The organism is Lysinibacillus sp. C5.1 (assembly GCF_016350185.1).
Taxonomy (GTDB): Bacteria; Bacillota; Bacilli; order Bacillales_A; family Planococcaceae; genus Lysinibacillus; species Lysinibacillus sphaericus.
Genome location: NZ_CP066226.1, coordinates 587844 through 608369, shown reverse-complemented (window position 1 = coordinate 608369; position 20526 = coordinate 587844). Strand labels below are relative to the sequence as shown.

Annotated in this window: 12 protein-coding genes; 4 read left to right on the top strand and 8 right to left on the bottom strand. The window is 37.2% G+C overall.

The annotated features are described in order from the left end of the window. Positions 1-54: 54 nt before the first annotated feature. The 3 genes from I5435_RS02755 to I5435_RS02745 all read right to left on the bottom strand — a co-directional run bounded on the left by I5435_RS02755 (position 55) and on the right by I5435_RS02745 (position 6979). Positions 55-1971 (bottom strand): glycosyltransferase, encoded by a 1917-nt coding sequence (locus I5435_RS02755; protein WP_337983200.1) that lies wholly within the window; start codon positions 1969-1971, stop codon positions 55-57. Positions 1972-2189: 218 nt separating this feature from the next. Continuing rightward, on the bottom strand, positions 2190-3683 hold the full coding sequence (locus I5435_RS02750; protein ID WP_025218611.1) for an S-layer homology domain-containing protein: 1494 nt from the start codon (positions 3681-3683) through the stop codon (positions 2190-2192). Positions 3684-3925: 242 nt separating this feature from the next. Beyond that, a complete protein-coding gene (locus tag I5435_RS02745) occupies positions 3926-6979 on the bottom strand; it encodes an S-layer homology domain-containing protein (protein ID WP_337983199.1) in 3054 nt (1017 codons plus the stop codon). Positions 6980-7559: 580 nt separating this feature from the next. Between I5435_RS02745 and I5435_RS02740 the strand changes: the two genes are divergently transcribed. Together I5435_RS02740 and I5435_RS02735 are read left to right on the top strand one after the other, a co-directional pair. Then, positions 7560-8984 carry an MBOAT family O-acyltransferase gene (locus tag I5435_RS02740; RefSeq protein ID WP_024362433.1) on the top strand — a complete coding sequence of 475 codons (1425 nt, stop codon included), beginning with the start codon at positions 7560-7562 and terminating at the stop codon, positions 8982-8984. Positions 8985-8994: 10 nt separating this feature from the next. Next, a complete protein-coding gene (locus I5435_RS02735; protein ID WP_337983198.1) occupies positions 8995-10176 on the top strand; it encodes an alginate O-acetyltransferase AlgX-related protein in 1182 nt (393 codons plus the stop codon). A gap of 197 nt (positions 10177-10373) precedes the next feature. On the opposite strand, the gene I5435_RS02730 is transcribed toward I5435_RS02735, so the two are convergent. From I5435_RS02730 to I5435_RS02720, 3 genes are all read right to left on the bottom strand, one after another. Beyond that, positions 10374-11372, bottom strand: a complete 999-nt coding sequence (locus tag I5435_RS02730; protein WP_337983197.1) for an acyltransferase family protein — start codon at positions 11370-11372, stop codon at positions 10374-10376. Positions 11373-11452: 80 nt separating this feature from the next. After that, a complete protein-coding gene (locus I5435_RS02725; RefSeq protein WP_337983196.1) occupies positions 11453-12808 on the bottom strand; it encodes an MATE family efflux transporter in 1356 nt (451 codons plus the stop codon). Positions 12809-12861: 53 nt separating this feature from the next. Further along, positions 12862-13515: a helix-turn-helix transcriptional regulator gene (locus I5435_RS02720; protein ID WP_337983195.1), complete on the bottom strand. Its 654-nt coding sequence runs from the start codon at positions 13513-13515 to the stop codon at positions 12862-12864. Positions 13516-13719: 204 nt separating this feature from the next. On the opposite strand from I5435_RS02720, the gene I5435_RS02715 reads away from it, so the two are divergent. Beyond that, entirely contained in the window at positions 13720-13932 is a 213-nt protein-coding gene (locus tag I5435_RS02715) for a response regulator (RefSeq protein ID WP_337983194.1), read from the top strand. Further along, complete coding sequence (locus tag I5435_RS02710) at positions 13889-14167, top strand: hypothetical protein (protein WP_337983193.1); 279 nt, start codon at positions 13889-13891, stop codon at positions 14165-14167. Before I5435_RS02715 ends, I5435_RS02710 begins: the two co-directional genes overlap by 44 nt. A gap of 578 nt (positions 14168-14745) precedes the next feature. Here the strand turns inward: I5435_RS02710 and I5435_RS02705 are convergent. Both I5435_RS02705 and I5435_RS02700 read right to left on the bottom strand, forming a co-directional pair. Beyond that, positions 14746-15162 carry a hypothetical protein gene (locus I5435_RS02705; RefSeq protein WP_337983192.1) on the bottom strand — a complete coding sequence of 139 codons (417 nt, stop codon included), beginning with the start codon at positions 15160-15162 and terminating at the stop codon, positions 14746-14748. Between the two features lie 204 nt (positions 15163-15366). Next, positions 15367-20133, bottom strand: coding sequence for an endonuclease (locus tag I5435_RS02700; protein WP_337983191.1), 4767 nt, complete (start codon positions 20131-20133; stop codon positions 15367-15369). Positions 20134-20526 lie beyond the last annotated feature (393 nt).

Genomic DNA, 20526 nt, shown 5'->3' with positions numbered 1-20526 from the left:
GGACAATCTAACACTTTTTTGCTATATCGTTATGTCCGCTATAGGAGTGCCTTGTTACATTTCTACTCCATCGTTTGAATCCTTTAATCTGTTTTTAAAATATTGCTGATTATCTAATATAAGTTTATTTGTTGGATCGTATTGTAATGCTTGTTCATTGTAATTATTCGCTATGTCATATTGTCCCAGACGGTCGTAACAAACAGCTAATTGAATATATGGTAGCCATGTCCAAGCGATATGTTCAATTAAATTCCCCTGTTTTGGTTTGTTCTTCATACTGATTGCTTGTTCATACCAATAAATAGCTTGTTCGTATTGTGAATCTGCCAAAAATTTTGCACCTAAACGACAACAACATTCTGGGCGAGGCGTGCTATAAGCGAAAGTTTTTAATAAAAAATGCAACTGTCTATCAGCATCATTCAGCATTTCATAACAATCTGCTATTTTTATACAAGCTGCAATTTCATCCTCAATCCACCCTTGCTTTGTCGCTAAAAATTGTTGATATTTATCAATGGCTTCTTTGTACAATGCATGATCTTTTAATTCATTTCCATAATAAAACAAATCCCGTGCCGTAAATTGCTCTTGTTGCGCTTCCCTGCGCTTATAAATTTTCAAATTACGGTCTGTATAGGCTTTTTCTTTACGATGTGTAATGGCTATATTACGCTGTATAACATTCCCTTGGACTGCTAAATATTCATGTACTGCCCCAACCCATTTAAAATCGCAAGAACGTTTTACTACTCTATTTCTTTTAAGGCTATATGTTGGATTGCCATTCTCATCAAAGGCTAAATGATAATCCATCATCACACTATCCACTTCTTTATTCGTTAGTTCTTCTAGTAAGTTTAGAAAATGTATTCTTTCCCTCTCTTCTATAATATCATCTGCATCTAACCATAAAATATAATCCTTGGTGGCTTTGCTAAATGAAAAATTGCGAGCTTGTGAAAAATCATCTATCCATTCAAAATCATAAATAAGACTTGTGTATTGCTTGGCAATTTCTTTCGTTTTATCGGAGGATCCTGTATCTACAATAATTATTTCATCCACAAGTCCTTGAACAGAAGATAAACAACGCGCTAAAACTTGTTCTTCATTTTTGACAATCATACATAAGCTAACAGTCGCTTGTTGCTTTTTTCCAATAATGATTTCATTTTTAAATTTTTCCGCACCTAGTAGGTCTGACTCTCGATAAATATGAAAAGCAGGCAAACGAGTATCAACAAATAACGGTAATTCTAAAGCGGAAGCTCTTATGCAAAAATGTCGATCTTCTCCCCAAAACGATAAATTTTTTAGCTGTTTAAAACGAACACCCTTTAAAAGTGCTTTTCTACTTATTAATGTGCAAGCACCTAGCCCCCCTACTTCATAGATGCCTGGTACTTTTAATTTATTGATAAAAGCGGACGTTCTATTGGCAATATCGATTGGTTCTAATTTTTCGCCATTATTAATCTCGTATAATGTATATTCATCCATCATCCACACTTGAGGTAGTGCTACTTCATTTTTGTTCCACTCAGTCCAGAAAATATTAGAGATAATGTCTTTTTGCGCATTCCATAAGTTTTGAAGTGTATTCGGATACAACATTAAATCAGAATCTATCAGTAGCAAACCATCATATTGTAATTGAATTGCATGTTCAATAATCATATCTTTCATTTTCCCTACTTTTTCAATTAGCGAGTCGGTCCAATAATGTGTGTGTTCATCCTTCCTATAAAGTTCATTTTGCTGGTTATTTTTAATAATTTTTACACCTTCATTTTGTGATTGAAATAACGTTAAAAGTTCCGTTGATTGTTGGTCATCATTATCATCAATAAATAAAAAATCCACTTTATGCTCGTCTTTGTTTAACGACTGAAGTGAAAACAAAAAATAATCTAAAATTAAAGGTTTTTGTCGTACAGGGCTAGCAATTAATATACGAGGTTTCATACAGTTCTCCTTCATTTGGATATTTTCAGGAAATCATACAACATACCATCCCCATCCATGTCTTCAATTTAGAGCCAAGTAGGAACTTCATCGTACTATCAATATTCATCATGCATTTAATTTGTGACAAACCGTTAATATATACTTCAACTAATGAAAAAAGTGAAATTGACAATTGTCAATTTCACTTTTTCGTATCACGATGTTCTATCGGTGAATTACCACGCATTTTCCATATCTTGTTGTGTCGCTAATTCGTAATACATCGTCGTTATTCCACTTACTTCATACATCATTCCTTGAACAAATAGCTTTTCACCATTCGTACCGTTTAGGCGAATGGCAAAAATGGTTTCACCTTTGCCAACTTTTTTAACTGTTACACCATCAGCAGCATTTTCCACATCAACAATTTTGTGATCATACAATGCTCCTGTAAATTGCTCTACGTGAACATCTTTCACAGTAAAACCTATTTCACTCTTCGGAATGAAAACACTGCTGACTTCAACTGCTGCTGAAGTATACATTTCATAACCATCTGTTTCAGCATGAATACCTACACGTACAGATTGTCCTTTATCATCCGACAATGTTGCAATGTAGTCACCTGCCTGCAATAACTTCAATTCATAATTGCCGCCTTTTGGAATGCTTTCTGGCTCCCAACCATCAAAATTGAATGGTTGATAGACGTAGACTTTGTCACTTACTTCATGACCATTTGCAGTTGTTAGCTGAATATGAGACGGATTAAAGCCTAAATCCTCTTCGAAAAGTAATGCTGAACCCGGTGTAATTTCATCTGTTTGTTGGCAATCAAGTTGAAGCTTGCCATCCACTTCTGTAACGACCACTTTATATTTTTGCGTGTCAATAATCTCATAGTTTTCTTCTTTATCAATATTGTAGCTTACTAACATAAAGTGGCCAGATCCTTCACGCAATGCCTCTACCGTCAAACCATTCGTTGTTTGATGAATTTTGAAAAATTCGTGCTCCCCATCAGCCGCTATATTATCATAAGAATAGGCTTCCAATTGAGTAGCTCCAAAATCACGCGCAGTGAAACTTTGGACAACGCGATTTGCTTGTATCGCCTCTATACGATGAATAAATAATGCAAGTTGTGAACGTTTGACTGTTTCTTTTAAACCGAATGTTGTAGGTGTAATACCCTTTGTAATATTGTGTTCAAACAATGGACCTACTGCATAATACGCATCAGAGTATTTTACAATATCCGTAAACGGCAGTGTCCAATCTTCAGTATTATTACTTAATTGGAAAGCAGATGTTAACATGCTCGCTAATTGCTCACGTGTGATGGCTTGATTGACACCAAAGCTACCATTGGCAAAGCCTGTCGCAATTCCCTCATTTGCTAATGCCGCAATTGCGCCGTAGTATTCATCACTTTGCTTAACATCGGTAAATTGAGGGTCTATTACATTTTGCGTATCTAAAGCCAATAAATTTGCTAAAATTTTGGCTACTTGTCCACGTGTGACATCTGCAAACGGCTTAAATGTACCATCTGCATAACCATTAATAATCCCGCGGGTAGCTAAATCTTTCACCGCAGTTCCATATTCTTTCGTCATATCCACATCGCTAAATCCTTCAACTGCGTGCGCTGTCGGCACTACTACAATGGCACTTGTAGCTAAAGCCGCAACGATTGCACCTTGAAATAATTTATTTCGTTTCATTCACTCGACCCCCTACGTCTTTTCCCTATCATACTATGATAACACATGGAAATAATACTAAAAGTTTCATATTCTTCTATAGTTATGTAGTTTATAGCATTGTAGCAAAGTCAAATGTATTCATACCCGCTGTTTTTTCCATTAAAAAAGCCTTGTGACTAGGATGAATCAAAAGATTTCATCTAATCACAAGGCTAGTTATAACACTAGTAAACTAGTGTATAAAGTAACACTTCGTTTTATTAAGGAGTTACAATTGTTGCTTTAAGTTCTTTTGTTGCGTTACCAACTTTAATTTTTAAAGTTACTTTAGCTTCTGTAACGCCAGCTTTTAATGTAGCTGTTGCAGCTGCAGTACCGTTACCAGCAATTGTTACATCCGTAACTTTTTCAGGTACGATTGTAACTGTTTCTGCTGCAAGTGCTTTGATTTCTTTGTTACCATATTGGTCAACAGTTGCAACGTTTACTACTACTGGAGCATCTCCTGTAGTTTTTAAGTTTGCTACAGTTGCACCAGATGCTAATGTAGCTTCTGTAATAGCTTTCGCTACGTTGTAATCAGCTAAATCTACTGATACTGTTGATGCTGTAAAGAAGAAATCTTGTGTTTTTTCAGCGTCAGCTGAAACAACGAATTTTTGTTCTAATACTTCACCAGTTGCATTAATTGTTACTTTTAAAGTGAATTCTGTATCAATTTTGTTTGCTGCTGGAGTTGTATCAGTGTTTAAAGCTGTGTCAGCGATATTTACTTTACCTGCAGTTACAGCTTGTGGCACAGTTAATTTACCGCCAGTTACTGTTGCTGTATATTCGTTTGGCTCAAGTGCAACTTTACCACCGTTTAATAAACCGTTAACAGTGATTTTTTTGTCAGTTGCTACTTTTGTTTTACCGATTTCAGCAATTTCGTAGCCTTTGTATTCTGTACCATCAGTTACTTGTACTTTTACTTCTACAGCAGAATCAATTGTGCCATTTGGCGTTACTAGAGCAACGTTTAATGTTGCAGTACCATTTTTAAGTGGTGTAACTTGGTTTGCACTTACTGATACTACATCAGAAGTACCAACTAATGTAACTGTTACAGGAGCTGCAGAGTTTTTCATTTCACGACCGTATTGGTCTTCAATGATTAAGTGATCTTTTGCAGTAATTGTCACTGGTGCTTGAGCAGTTGAAATTACTAATGGGTTTTTAAGTCCGCGAACTACAGTTGGTACTGCTGCAGCTTTAACATCTACAGTGATAGTAGCAACTTTGAATGTTGAAGTTTGGAATACTAATGCTTGTGTTCCAGCTGCTCCAAATGTTGTTTTGTAGTATACTTGACCGTCTTTTACTTCAAGAGCAGATTCAGCAACTGGTGTGCCGCCAACTTTAATACCTTTGTTAGCATCAGCTAAGATTTTTTTGTTAGTGATAACATTGCCTTCTTTATCAGTAACTGTTAAAGGAATTAATGTAGCTTCGTTAGCAACTGCGATTTCTGGTTGAGAAACAGAGATTGCGTTAGTTGTAGTAGTTTCTGCCACTTTCACAGTGTATTTTGCAGATTGGCCGTTAGTTGTTGAAATTAATAATACATCAGTATCACCAGCTTTTAAGATTGATGATAAAGCAACTACTAATTTATCTTTTTCGCCAATTTTTACTTTTGTTACTTTGTTATCGATTGTTAAGTTTGTAGTGTTAGTGTTTGTAATTACTAAACCACTTGCTTTAGCAGCATCTGTAATTTCTTTACCGTATTGGTCTTTAAGGTTTAATACGATGAATGCTTCAGAAGCTTTAGAGTTATCATTTAAAACTACTTCTTCACCTTTAGCGTTGTAAACACCCGCTACTTCAATAGAAGAAACTGTAGATTCAGCAGATAATTTCACAGTTTTAGAAACTGAAGTACCTGTAGCAGTATCAAATAATACAACTGGTACTAAATCGCCGATTTTTTTACCTTCTACAACAGCGCCTGATAATTTAACTACACCTTTAGCAGCATCAGCTACAACAGTTGTGTTAGCAGTATCATTTGTTTTTAAAGAAGTTGTTTTTGTAATATCTGTACCGTATTGGTCTTTCACTACGTAACCAACAGTTGCAGTTGTACCTGCAGCGAAAGTACCGTTAGATTGGATAGCTGTATCAACTACTGCTACTTCGTCTAAGATTTCGATAGAAGTAACTTTTTGAGCTTCGATTTTAACGTCGCTTGTTAATACTTTTTCAGTTAAACCAGAGATGTTTACAGTGTAATCTGCAGCTTGGAAGTTTGTAGCGCCTACTAATTGAACTGATTTTTTGTCAGCAGCCCAAGTAAGAGTTACGTTTTGCTTGAATGTACCGCGTAATAATTCAATTGTAGCTTTAGAAGTATCTTCTACTGCTTTGTTGAATTTTACTTCGATTGTTTTAGCGTTAACAGCTTTTACAGATTCTAATTTAACTTCAGCTACTTCATATGTAACTACAGCTGAATAAGCTTTGCCTTCGATTTCGAAGTCTACTTTAGTTTCTTTGTTTTCTGGAAGTGCAGTTTCTAATTTTACAGTATGTTTTGTATCATCAGAAAGAGTTACTTCTAATGTAGTTGCGTCAACAACTTTAGCTTCTTTTACAGTTAAAGGAGCTTCTGCAATGTTCGTGATTGTACGGTTTAAGAATGATGCGAATTGACCACGAGTTAAAGTGTTTTTAGGGTTGAACGCTTTAACGTTTGTAAGACCAGCATATTCTAACGCGATAATTGCTTCACGGTTTTCGTTAGCTGTAGCGTTATCTAAGTCAGTGATTGTAGATTTGAAGTCAGATTCTTTGTAATCTGCAACTAAGTCTACACCGTAAACAGTGTTGATAGCACGTACTAATACTACTGCCATTTGTTCACGAGACATGTTTTTAGTGTACATTAATTGGTCGTTAGAACCTTTGAATACGCCAGCATCTTTAACAAGTGCTGCATATTGTAGTAATTCTTGGTCTGGAGCTGTAGTTGGTAGGTCAGTGAAACGAGCTTTTGTTGCATAGTCAGCTGGCACTTCATAACCTTCAGATACTAACCATTTACCTAAGAATTTTGTTACGTTACCGCGTGTTACTACTGCATTTGGTTTGAATGTACCGTCAGTGTAACCTCCTACGATTTTAGCGTCCGCTAATGCTAAGATTGCGTCCTTGTGATCACTATTTTCAATATCAGAAAAGCTTGCTGCGCTAGCTACTGGTACGATTGCTGATGCTACTAGAGCTGCTGATGCTGCGCCGACAACCCATTTACTATATTTTTGTTTCATGTGCAAAAACCTCCTAGATAAATTAGCCACTTTTGTGACTACGTTTCTATTATAAAAGAAGTAGAACATACATTTCTATGTGCAATATTTGGAATGAAGGATGTGGTAATAGTTTATCTTCATTGGTTATAAATACATTTATTAGTTTATTTATAACTTGTTTTCCATCCGAATTTTGGCATACTAACGTTTCTTTTGTTCGAAAAATATACCATTTTACCCATAGATATTGAGACTTTTTCCCTTCCAATAATTTTTAAGTAAGCCAAATATCTCACTTAAAGGAATAGTGAACAAATCGTGAATTTAAGTTACAATAATATAGGTAATTTATTCATTAATTCCCTTGGAAAAATGGATTAATATTTTATGGAAACCAGAATCTAGCGATAGCTATTAAAGTAAATGGGTATTACTAGACTTCTAATAGTGGTAAAACTCGGTTTTGTGGCGATTATCTCGGGTTTTGTGGCGTTTTGTTCGGAGTTTGTGGCGTTTTGCTCAAGCTTTGTGGCATTTCATACTGCTAGTCAGCGATTCACGAAGTTTTATTTTTTACAGAGATGGGGAATTGACAGAAATGGTATTTAGTAGTCTTATTTTTTTATATGTCTTTTTGCCATTAGTGATTGTTGTGTACTTCATTTCTCCGAAGATGCTACGCAATACGATTTTACTGTTGGCAAGTTTGTTCTTTTACGCTTGGGGTGAGCCGAAATATGTGCTTCTCATGATGCTGTCCATCGTACTCAATTATGTGCTCGGTATCGTTATTGAAAACACCGCTTCCCAGTCCAAGCGCAAAACATTACTTTGGTTAGTCATTGTTAGCAACTTAGCCATCTTAGGCTATTACAAATATGCTGGCTTTTTCGTGGATATTGTCAATAATTATTTGTCGCAACCTATTGAATGGCAGGCTGTACCGCTGCCAATCGGTATTTCATTTTACACGTTCCAAGCACTTAGTTATGTAATCGACGTCTATCGTAAGGACGTAAAGGCACAGCGCAATTTTTTAGATTTATCACTGTTCATTACATTATTTCCACAACTCGTTGCAGGCCCTATCGTTCGTTATCAAACGGTAGCTGAACAAATTAAGAAACGTATTGCGACAGCAGAAGATTGGATGATTGGGTCGCGTCGCTTTGTACAAGGGCTGGCGAAAAAAGTACTGATAGCCAATCCGATGGGCGAAGTTGCCGATCATGTCTTTAGCTTATCAGGTGGGGATTTAACAACGGGGACTGCCTGGATTGGGATTTTAGCGTACTCCCTGCAAATTTATTTTGACTTCTCAGGCTATAGTGATATGGCAATTGGGTTAGCACGAATTTTCGGCTTTAAATTTGAAGAAAACTTTAACTATCCATATATAGCACAATCTGTTACAGACTTTTGGCGACGCTGGCATATCTCACTTAGCAGTTGGTTTAGAGATTATGTCTACTTCCCACTTGGTGGTAGTCGTGTTAGCCATGAATGGAAACTATATCGTAACTTACTTGTTGTGTGGACACTTACTGGTTTTTGGCACGGGGCAAGTTGGACCTTTATGGCATGGGGCTTTTACTATGGTATCTTAATTTGCTTGGAAAAATGGGTGCTGTTGAAATGGTTGGCACGCATTCCACGTATCGTCCGACATATGTATATATTAATGATCGTAATGATTGGCTGGGTGTTCTTTAGAGCAAATGATTTTACATATGCATTTTCATTTATCAAAACAATGTTTGGGCTTTCCGATGCCGCACTGTACAATTATGAAACGATTTTACTGACAAAAGATTATGCGCTTTACTTTGTCATCGCTATTATTTTTGCCATGCCGATTTATAAGCTTTACCAAACATGGAGTGAACAAAAGGCAGCCGCTTCCCTATCATTTGACTGGGGTCTGCGCATTACACAAACCGTTTACTATGGTGCACTTTTGTTATTTATTACGATGTTTTTAGTAAACGCAACACATAATCCATTCATTTACTTTAGATTTTAGGTGGGACATCATGCGAAAAATTCAAACGTATCTATTACCAATTACATTTTTTTGCATTATTTTCGGTGGCTTCGTCGTGCATGTATTAACGGTGGATCGGCCGCAATCAGAAATGGAAAACCGGCCATTAGAATCTGCCAACATTACGCCAAGCGCTAAGGAAATTTTAACAGGGACATGGTCCAAGCAAGTAGAGTCGTATATTTCTGACCAGTTTCCTGCACGTGATACATGGATGCGCAATTATGTAAACTTTCAACGTGTTGTGGGCAAAACGTATTTAAATGATAAGTACGCTGTTGATAATAAAACTGGATGGATTATTTCGAAGCCGGCCGCCGTAAAACCCGAAGAAGAGCTAGCTGCTTTTGCCTCTGATTTACAACGCTTAAGCGAAGGTCTAGCGGAAAAGCATATACCGTTTACATTTTACTCCCTACCAGCAAAGGCGACTTATTCACGTGAGCCAAGCCCACACTATATGCCAGAAGATGCTGGTATTACCAACAATGTAAAACTGCACGAACTTGTTACCGCTGCTGGCGTTGACAATATTCGTCTTTATGATGAAATGCAAGAAAACTTTTCTGCCGAGCGCAACTTCTTTAAAACAGATCATCACAGGACAATTCGCGGTGCCTATTCAGGCTACGAAGCGCTTATCCATACACTAAACAAACGACTGGGCGAAACAATAACAACCATTCCTTTTGATGAAGCCAATACATTTTGTTTACCAAATAAGTTCGCCGGCTCATGGAATAAAATACTCTATATGACCGTCGAGAATAATGAACAAATTTGCTATAACGAACCTGCATCGTTTGCAACACAGTTTACAATCTACGACGGTACAATTGAAGGTGGCGTCACTGCACCGTACGACGCAGTGTACGGTCGGGCGAAACAGATGAGTCCTGACGCCATAGTGAACTATGCGGATGCCTACAGCCGCGACTTTGCCGAACTTACAATCGTCAACCAAAACTATGACAGCGACAAACATCTCGTCGTCATTAAAGATTCATACTTTAACACCATTCAATTTCATGTAGCAAGTCACTTTAAAACTGTGACCATTTTAGACTTACGTTATTTAGAGAAAGATATTATTCCTTACTTACAAAACATGCAACCGGACTATGTCATTCTTGCCTATAATGATCGCAATTTAAAACTGATGCCCGAGTAACTATCGGTCAATCACGTGATAACGAGGTACCCGCGGTTTGCTTGAGGTTACCCGCGATTTACTCTAATTTACCCGCGGTTCGTTACGGTTTACCCGCGGTTTACTCTGATTTACCCGCGATTTACCCGCGATTTACCCGCGATTCGCAAAACAATTACAAAAGCAGTGATTTCTATCTAGTTAGAGATCACTGCTTTTTAACGTTTTTTCAACTTTCCCACAATCCATTGATTAAACGGTAGGAATGACAATAGTTTCGTCAGCCCAATGCAAACAACAAGTGTCCACAGCATAAGCATGGAAACACGCGTCAATGTGCTATCAAAATGTGCCACAAACCAGCTTGTCGATAGACGTAGCACTTCCCAATGGATAAGGTAAATCATAAACGCATATTGACTAATAATACGAACCAACTTCGTAGCTGGCAATGACTGCCCCCAAGCAATAACACAAAGCACAACACTAAAGACAAGTGGGACTATATCGAGACGCCTCGAATGCACCTCAGTATAGCCAAGTAACATACGAATCATCAAAAACAGTACAGCAAGTACAACGAAAACAACCGTTGCACCTCGGTACTTCTTCGCCAATGCAGCTAGTCTCTCATATGAGACTCCCATCGCATAGGCAACTGAAAAATAACCAAGCCATCCTGTAAACAGCAAGCGTAGCACATTCGCATGATCCTCAAAAATTGGATAAGGCAAGGCAATGACCGCATGATGTACTAGCGTAATCAGCACACTGAGCGGTAGAAACCACGTAATCGACCATTTAAAACGCTTCATCAACGCAAATACTACATATAACTGGAAAATAACTACAACAAACCAGCCCACAAACTCTCCATAAACTACATTATAGAAATACTTGTCCCATAACAAACCTTTACGATAAATTGACTCCACCAATAATGCATCGACAAAAGCCCACACTAAAAAAGGCACTAAAATATATTGGAGACGACTCGACCAAAAATAAATTGGTAGCCGTTCACGATAACGGTTTGACAATATGATAATCGATAACACAATAAACGTCGGCGTTGCATAGCAAAGCGCAATCCGCAAAAACAGATAAACCTGTTGCTCGGGTTCTACACCAACCTCCAAAATTACCCAGGATGATGTATGTAATAGTAAAATGGATAGGCATGCCACTACACGTAGGAAATCCCACTCTTTAATCACTACAACATTCTCCTAGTACTATACTCTCTCTATTAAGCATGTCATAGTTTATTAGATAATGCAATGGCACTAGTTGGTAGCTATTTTTGTAGTATTTTTCTATAAAATAAAATAGCGATGCTAAGTGTCGCAATATCAGCAAGTGGAATTGACAAAAATATGGAGAAAGCAGGACTAATATCGAACAAATTTTCTTTACGAAAAAAAGTCGGTAAAAGCAGAACGAGCGGCACAATTACGATAACCTGTCTGATTAGACCAAGGATTACGGCATAAATTTCTTTACCTGTAACCTGCAATACAGTCATAATTGTATAGGTAATACCCAATAGCGGAAATGTTAGAAAAATGACCTTTATCACATGTTGTGTTGATGTTAACATCGTTTCATCAGAAGTAAACAAATACAAAATCACATTACTGAACATATACATAGCTACAGTAATACCAATACCATAAATAATCGCATACAACATTGTCTTTTTTACAGTTTTATTTTTTTTCAATAATTCTCCCTTACCCTCAAAATAAGCAAGAATTGTTTGAACTGCCTGCGTGATACCAATAATCGGCATTAATACAAGCATATACATCTTGTTGGCTATATTCCAAATCGCTATTTGACTATGGCTTCCTATTGATATGAGCTGATGGTTTACTATAAATGCAGAAACACCGGCTAATAATTGTATGGCCGTTTGGGCAAAACCAATTTTCAACATTTGAAAGGACAGCCATCCATGTTCTCCTAAAGATACCTTGCTCGCTAAAAACCAGATATGACGTTTTACCAAATAAACAATGGAAATAATAGCGCATACTAACTCACTAATGAAAGTGCCTAAAGCAATACCAACAACGCCTAATTGAAAACCGAAAGTTAAAATAGCATTGCACACAATATTAATCACCACTGCAATGGTAATAATAATTGCCTCTACTTTTGGATAACCAAATGCTCGAATAACGCTCGTCAATGTATAACCAATAGCACTCAAAATATTACTAAGTAGAATAATAGTTAAATAATCTTTGGCAAGCTTCCATACTTCACCTTTAGCACCCAACATAGTTAAAAGTGGCTCCATCAAAATCCATGTAGTGCCAGATGTAACAAAGCTAACAACACACGTCATCACAAACCCACTCTGAAAATACTTATTTAATTGAAGTTGATCGCCACTACCTAAATACTTTGAAATCATGATTGCCGTTGACGTGGCAAAGAGCGTCTGCAGTGCTACAAAAGCAGCAAGAATCGGCGATAATAAGCCCATGGCAGATAAGGCACTTTCACTTTGGCTACCTATATGCCCTGCAAAAGACGTATCCACTACGGAAGTCATCATTTCAAGAATTAAGGACAAGATTGCAGGAAGTGAGAACGTTGCAATTAATTTACTGATTGAATAGTTGTCGAAGTTATTGGACTTCATCTAGCATCCCCTCCAACACAAACAATATCATGTCAAATAAGACACCTAATGTCTTATTTGAAAATAATTGTGTGATTTTGTTGGTACGGAGTAAAATTTCGTTCAAACTCAATATTCGTTATATGCGAATAAGTAATTGAAGCAATCTTTATTAATACATACTCCCTTTCAAAAGCATATAAATATAACCCATCCGCTTTTAAAACATAACTAATCGGTGCTACGTCCATTTGTTTCTCACCAATAACGACACGAAGATAGTATTCCTCGTCAAGACAATGGTTTATCCGTTGATAGACTGCTTCTGTCATATCGACCTTATTATCGAAAAGATCAACGATAAAATAATCTTTGGCATCTTGTTCATACAGATAAATCAATTCTGGAGAAATGAGTGCCAGTTTCTTTAATATACGCTCCTTATGCATTTGCATTGACAAACTATCATAAACAGATAACGCAAATGTTAAAACTTGCAAATCTTCATCATTAAAGAAGCTACTAGATAATTTATAATGCTCTTCAATATACACGCCACCCCTATGCCCCTGCTTACAAGTAACTGGAACACCCATCACTGATAACTTATCAATATCCCGCTGAATCGTTTTTACACTTACTTCAAACTGACGCGCCAGCGCCTCATGCGTTGTCTTTTTCACCTTCAACAAATGTAGCAATATCTCCATTTGACGATTACGAATCATCTTACAGCTCCCCCCTTCTGTCACTTCTATATTTAGTATGGACTAAAATCTTCAGTACACAAAGTGGCTACAAGTGAAAAATCGTATTTTTGCTTTATAGTAAATTATTTGCGTATAGAATAGGAATTGACTTCCTTTCAGGTATATTGCAATCATTTAGTGATAAAAATAGAAGAAAGCTTCTAGCTATAAGAAAGGTATAAAATGTATAAAATATCAATTGCGGAAGATGACATGGATATTGCTCAAACATTGAAAAATCAACTAGATAAATACGGCTATCAAAGCGTTATTACACAAGACTTTGACAAAGTGCTCGATCATTTTCAAGCATTTCAACCGCACCTTGTTTTGCCTTTGATGGTTACTATCTATGAGCATTCTTTACTTCTACTTACAAACATCAATGGAAGGTGAAAAAGCAAAATATACAGGCATTCGAAAAATTGGTCTTTCTGTAAAAGAAGTACGTTCTGTAGTGACAAAGGAATTAGCTATGCTAGTTTTTATCCCCTTCACCTTTGCTAGCATTCTATTAGTTTGTGTAATGTTCTCCATGCGCAATATGATATCATCGTCATTTTATGAAATGACGGCAATGGGCATCAGTATATTTTTACTGTTATTTATAGGAAGCTTCTTCATTATCTGACGAAGCTATTTAAAGAAATTAGTAGTAGCACATTAAATAGAACCGTTCCCTTTCATTTACAGCGACGACGGAACTGACACCAATAGAATAGACAATAAAAAAGCACCTTTGATTGAAATAAGGTTTAGATACCTACACTTCAATTGGAGGTGTTTTTCTACGAGAACACGTGCGTAAAAAGGACTTTTTACAGAATTAAAACTCTATACAATCCTATACTTATTCAACAAATAATCAAATGTGACAAATATTATAATATAAATGCTCCCCAATAAAGAACTAATGTAAAAAGTATCTTTATACGTGTTTATATCAAAATTAAGGAGTGTAAACAACAGTGAAAAAATTAAGGCACAAAGGAGATGTTTAATATACATCAATACTATATGTTTATTTTTACTATGTTTCTCAATAAGTAAGGAAACTCCTAAAGCTACAAGCATAGAAGGTGCCGTAAATGCAGTACCATACATACCATAAACAATACTGTATGTAGAAGTAATAAATAGTGGAATAATAAAGATGCCAATAATAATTGTAACGACAGCAGCGATTACTTTGTTTTTAACCATTCTATTTCACAACCTTACTAGTTTTGAAAAAACCATTTTATAAATTACATAAGTAATTAAATTAAAAATAGGGAAAATAATCGACTGGACTATTGTCACAACTATAATAAATAAGAAATCTGCACCTAATACAACCTCGCCCGGGGGCAACTCTTTTTTTGTGCTTTCCACCAAAACAATAGTGCCCCAGACAAAGATAGATACGTATAATCCTAAATATGCGAACAGTGAATATTGATAAAACTTCATTCTAAATTTAAATCCTAACACCACATTCAGAAGAATTATAACGAAAGGAAAAGCTAAAAATTGAACTAACGAATCAAACCTTTCGTCTAACATTGAACCAAGAAATTGACTTATACATGCAATTGCACTATTTGCAAACGCTACTATAATGAAAGCATTTTTTTGTGTATCCATTTTTCCCCCTCTATTAACTCCTATAGAGTGTTGTTATAAATTTTATCATAAATGGAATGCATACCCATGACTTTCGCCACTATATTTTGTATTATGTATTCACTTTCAAGCTCGTTTGAAATCAATTGCTTGTCGCCAATCCATAATAAAACCAGCCAGTTTTCAGCGATTTACCGCTGAAAACTGGCTGGTTTTTGCATTTTGCTAATTCACCATCTGCACCGCTGGTTTGTTGCCATAAATCGTTTCTACCCATTCTGGATGGTCGATAAATGGATTGCGGTTCCCTTGGATTTCGTAGATTCTTTCGTTTCGTCGTTTTTCATAGTCATCTACTGGGTCTTGTAGATGCCATTGTAAAAGAACCGAAAGTTTACCGTGATACGGAGCCGTTCCATTGTTAACTTTGTCATTTAATTCAAGGTCTACTTTATCGCCTAGCTCATAACGCGTTGCCATATAAAACAGAATGCGTGCAACGTCCCCTTTGACACGATTCGGTGGTTCGAAGGAATCGGCGTCTTTCAAACAACCGTTACAGCCAGCGACTGGACTACCGCCATTGTCAAAGTCTAAATTTCCTCTTGCGCTATTTACTTGCACATCGGTAGGGCGTAAATGATGGATATCAGTTCCTGGTCCTTGACTTGTGCCGAAATTACCATGTGATTTTGCCCACGTATGTTCTCGGTTCCAGTTGCCTACATTGCCGCCGTTGTTTGTTTTTGGACTAGATTTACCAGAATAAAATAACAGGACATTATTTGTATTATTCGGATCTTCATCTGTGTATCTCAAAGCATCCCATGCAGCATCATAGGATAATACTTTTTGGTTTGCAATAATATCGTGCAGCGCCTTTTTAAGTGCTTGCCCCTCTTTGTTATAGGCAGCAGTATAGTAGTCGTTAGCCGTTACAGTAACACTAAAATTGGCCGTAACACTTTTTGTACCATCAGATGCCGTGACACCCACAAGATGACTACCCGCTTCTAAAGTTAACGTTAAGCGTTTGCCCTTTATCGAACCTTTTGTAGCGGTAAATGTCAATTCGTCATTATCAGGATCAGCGAAATGTTCTGTTAAATCAATGGTAATGTCCGTTCCTACAGCTACTGTCTGATTTGTAAAAGGCTTTTTGATAATTGGTTGCTTGTTTTCAGCAGGGACAGGAGGGTAGACAATCGGTTGCCCCTTAGAATTTGTAAATTTAATGTTTTCTAACGATGCACCCTTCTTCAATTCAATCAACTGTAAGTCAATATTTTCTGCGCCTCTAATTTCACTTACATTTTTGCCTTCAATGGTAATCTTTTTAAACGTATTGCCCTTTAAGTCTACAATGGACTCTGGATGATTTGGCGTAATAATCACATCTGTCTTGTTAAAGCCTTCACCGTGAAGCTCGACATACTTCCCTTTTAAGTGTACGCCCTTCGTAATATACGACGCTGCATCTAAATGTAATGCTACACTCGGTTTTGTAATAACTAAGATATTTTTCTTAAAGTTCTCATAGTTATATGTGATTTCAGGTTGAATCGGTTCTACTGTAGGACCTTGTTTTAAATCCAGTTGCACCATGACAGGGTCATGGTCACTTGCACGGCCTGCCATATCTGTAAAGTCTGCATTAATATGAAGAATATCAATTATCGTTTTTTCTTGAAGGTTATTAGAAACTAAAATATGATCTAATACTTGCGAATTTCCTTGATACAAATACGTATAACGGTCAGATGAATCGGCTTTATTGATCATATTAGTCATCCATTCACCTTCATGAATTTTAAGCGCTTTGGCAAATTGGTAATCGTTAAAATCACCTAACGATACAATGTTTGCATCTGGATTTTTCGTTTTAACATCCGCAACAAAGTTATACACAATATTTGCGATTTTCTGGCGTTGCACTTCACTTTTATATTGCGGTGGTTGTGTTGCTCCAAATAATGGTGTGTCACCCGATTTAGAATTCCAGTGATTAGCAATCACAATGACATCTTCACCTTGGAACTCAAATTGTGCAGCTAACGGTTTTCGGCTATTATTAAATGCTTCATTCATCGGGTCAATTCGGCCTGGGTTCAGCGTTAATTGACCGTTTTGATAACTAACCGCAGTAGTCGCATCCCCTGCTTGGATTCCTTCCTTCAAGTTCACCCTTGCTGGATTGTATAAGAAACCAACACGAATATTCGCGTTCGGTGCACCACCATCTGCATTATTCACAGGGTCAATATTGACATACTTATAATCAATACCACTTTCAGCTTTAATGGCATCAATTAAGCGTTGATAACTTTGATCTGCTTTGGCATCACCAGCCGACTCGCCGTTATTATCTTGTACTTCCGTCACCCCTACAATGTCTGGCGTTTGCATATCAGTACCAATGGCGCGTGCTAATTTTCGCGCCTTATCATCCGATGTGGATGTTTTGTTATTAGAAAAGTTTTCTAAATTATACGAGGCAATTGTTAGCTTATCCTCTGCTTTGACTATTTTAGTTGTCTCAGGTGTTGCCGACCCTTTTACATGGGCTTGCTTCATGTTATCTAATGGCACGTAAATTTTGAAGTTTTGATAAGAGTAGCCCACAATACCCGTAATCGGTCCGTTAAACTTATCGCCTGTGGCAACTTCGAAATCACGAGCTGTACCGTTCGGTTCCAATCTGAATTGGATACGATTTGGGTTTGTTTTTCCTTCCTCATACAAGACCCCACCATGCAGCGTGTTTGTTGGCTCACTTTCAAGAACCGTTACTAAATCGCCATGTTCCTGTGGAGCAACAGCTTTGACATTGTCTACCTCCACTCGCATCGCTTCAATACTTTCCCAAAAATCAATAGCATCAATTGTTGGGTTGAAAACTTGAAGATTGTCACTATCAATTTGGCTAAATGACATTTTTAATTTATCAATTTGAATGGCATTTGGTAATGCTACACTGGCATTAAGTACTTGTACTTTGCCACCTTGATCATTTCGTACATTGATTTGCGTCGTTTTTAAATCTGTTTGGTTCGCATCACTATAGCCATCATACGCATATTCATCTACTTTACCTGTTACCGATACTAAATTTCCTACTTGAATCGGCCAAGCATTCTTTCCGCTATAAAGTAAGATTCCTTCCGATGTATTCGGATTATCATCCGCTAATTCATCAGGTGTTTGAATTGTATAATAATAACTACCATTTAAAGAAAATGAATATGTTACAATCCCTTGAATGCCATCAACGGTTTTGCCAGCAAATGGAGAACGATGGCCTTCCCCTTGAATATCATGAATTTGCAGCGCATCTGTAATAACATAGTCATAGGTCATCACTTCACTAAACGTGCCATCACTTGCTTTGACAACCGTTTTTAATGTTGTGTTTTGCGTAATATCGATTGGTTTTTCGTATTTAATACCTGATATAGTAGGATTTGTACCATCTACTGTGTAATAGATTTCCCCATTAGCTGTCGATGTTGATAAAGTGACCGTTGTTTGATTAATAAATGTACCACTACTTGGCGACGCAATCGCTGGTTTTATTGCGGTACTATCCACAACAATATCGTTTACAGAACGTGGTATCACTTGGTAATCCTGATCAAATTGTTGAACAATGCCCGTAATTGATTCATATGTTGTGCCGACCGTTAAGCCTAGCGTATTCGTTTCATCGCGTACTAAGAAATTGCTACCATCACTAGCTGTATAGTTTGCCCAGCCACTTCCTGTTTGCACATTCGTCAGCGCAACATTTTTTATCGTAACAAGTTGTGATTCATTTGCTTCTGCTACCTCTGCACCTGTTACTACTTTTGCAGTTGGTGCACCAACACCTGCCACTTTGTCGATAATTTGAGCTCCGTCTAATTGCAGTAACCCTCTATAGTCCGCAAGCTTCCCTTTAAGCGTTACTTCGTCCCCAATTTCTACATTTAGACTCGTCGGTCGTACAGCGATACCACCTGTTCCATCCTGTACAGAGATGGTATTTTTCAGCTTCCCTGCCACAATACCTTTGATTGTTACTGTTGTACCGTTCGCTTGTGTTCTTGCATCAGCGATTGACTGAACATCTGCTTGTCCAATGACGGTATAACTAAAAGTTTGCACATCACTATTTTCCAGCCCCTGTGCAACTGCTATCGCTTTGATCGTCATTGTTTTATCAATAACAATTGGCTGCGTATAACTAGCACTTTGCAATGTTGGCTCTGTTCCATCCGTTGTATAAAAAATCGTTGCACCAGCAGTGGCAGAAAATAATGCAATGGCAGTACCTGACGCAACCGTTCCAGAAGGTGTAGAAGCTGTGACGGCTTCTGCCTTTATAATAGGCCCACCCTGTCCTCCATCCATTGCATGACTGCCTAAATGTTCGAATGTATCGATTGGATAAGGCTGCCATTCTAATGAAGGGTCAAAGGTGTCACTTGGATTTTTATCACCAGACGTAATGGAACTCTTTCTAACCAATGTTGTATCAACAGTAGACACCCCATTGTCATTCCATGACTTGCCTGGATCAAACCCCATTTGCCCAAAAGAATCTACTACCTCTTCACCTTTCTTTAAAACAATCGCATCATTACCATTAAACGCGGTAACAGCTGAAGCAAGTCCACCTTTCTCTTTGATCGCTGCCACTGCACTAGAATTATAGAGAATGATTGTCTCATTATGTGCTAAAGTGCCACTTAACGTCTGTTTGTTCGTTGGTGTCGTACTACCATTTGTATAAAGTTCAAGTTTGTATTGGCTTAAATCAATCGTTGAACCCGTTCCATTGTAAAGTTCAATCGCCTTATTATTACTGGACCCTTCAATATACTCAGAGATAATTAAATTAGTAGCTAATTCAGCCGCAACAGCTTGACTAGGCATTACTGGCATCGATACACTCGCAACTAATGTCGTTGCGAGAAAAGCATTGAATGACTTGTTCCATTTCTTTTTAGACATCATCAGTTAGCTCCTCTTTAAGTATTTGCTTCATAAAAACCTTCTTCTTAACCGAAGAAGGTCTACCATCTCTCTATCTCGGCTGTCGGTTTGAACCTACACCAGACGCATCAAGCGTGCCATCAATAGTAGTAAAACTTATTTCCCCAGTATATATATATGAAACCATATAACTGTTAATGCACTATTGAATTACTATATAGTAACTGTTAAATTATAGCATTTCACAAGAACCTAAGCACACAACAAAATAGTACAATTGTTAACCGAAACTTCACTTTTGCTAAACAATTAGTACTTTTTCATGGTTACTCCTTACAGCGGTTAGCTATAGATAAACGTAGGAAAAGTGTTAGATTGATTGGGGTAAATCTAACACTTTTTTGCTATACC

What these genes read in the sequence shown, in the direction of transcription:
- I5435_RS02720 (WP_337983195.1), bottom strand. Translation starts at nt 13,515, where the DNA reads ATGATTCGTAATCGTCAAATGGAGATATTGCTACATTTGTTGAAGGTG.
- I5435_RS02725 (WP_337983196.1), bottom strand. Translation starts at nt 12,808, where the DNA reads ATGAAGTCCAATAACTTCGACAACTATTCAATCAGTAAATTAATTGCA.
- I5435_RS02745 (WP_337983199.1), bottom strand. Translation starts at nt 6,979, where the DNA reads ATGAAACAAAAATATAGTAAATGGGTTGTCGGCGCAGCATCAGCAGCT.
- I5435_RS02710 (WP_337983193.1), top strand. Translation starts at nt 13,889, where the DNA reads ATGAGCATTCTTTACTTCTACTTACAAACATCAATGGAAGGTGAAAAA.
- I5435_RS02755 (WP_337983200.1), bottom strand. Translation starts at nt 1,971, where the DNA reads ATGAAACCTCGTATATTAATTGCTAGCCCTGTACGACAAAAACCTTTA.
- I5435_RS02740 (WP_024362433.1), top strand. Translation starts at nt 7,560, where the DNA reads ATGGTATTTAGTAGTCTTATTTTTTTATATGTCTTTTTGCCATTAGTG.
- I5435_RS02750 (WP_025218611.1), bottom strand. Translation starts at nt 3,683, where the DNA reads ATGAAACGAAATAAATTATTTCAAGGTGCAATCGTTGCGGCTTTAGCT.
- I5435_RS02705 (WP_337983192.1), bottom strand. Translation starts at nt 15,162, where the DNA reads ATGGATACACAAAAAAATGCTTTCATTATAGTAGCGTTTGCAAATAGT.
- I5435_RS02715 (WP_337983194.1), top strand. Translation starts at nt 13,720, where the DNA reads ATGTATAAAATATCAATTGCGGAAGATGACATGGATATTGCTCAAACA.
- I5435_RS02735 (WP_337983198.1), top strand. Translation starts at nt 8,995, where the DNA reads ATGCGAAAAATTCAAACGTATCTATTACCAATTACATTTTTTTGCATT.
- I5435_RS02700 (WP_337983191.1), bottom strand. Translation starts at nt 20,133, where the DNA reads ATGTCTAAAAAGAAATGGAACAAGTCATTCAATGCTTTTCTCGCAACG.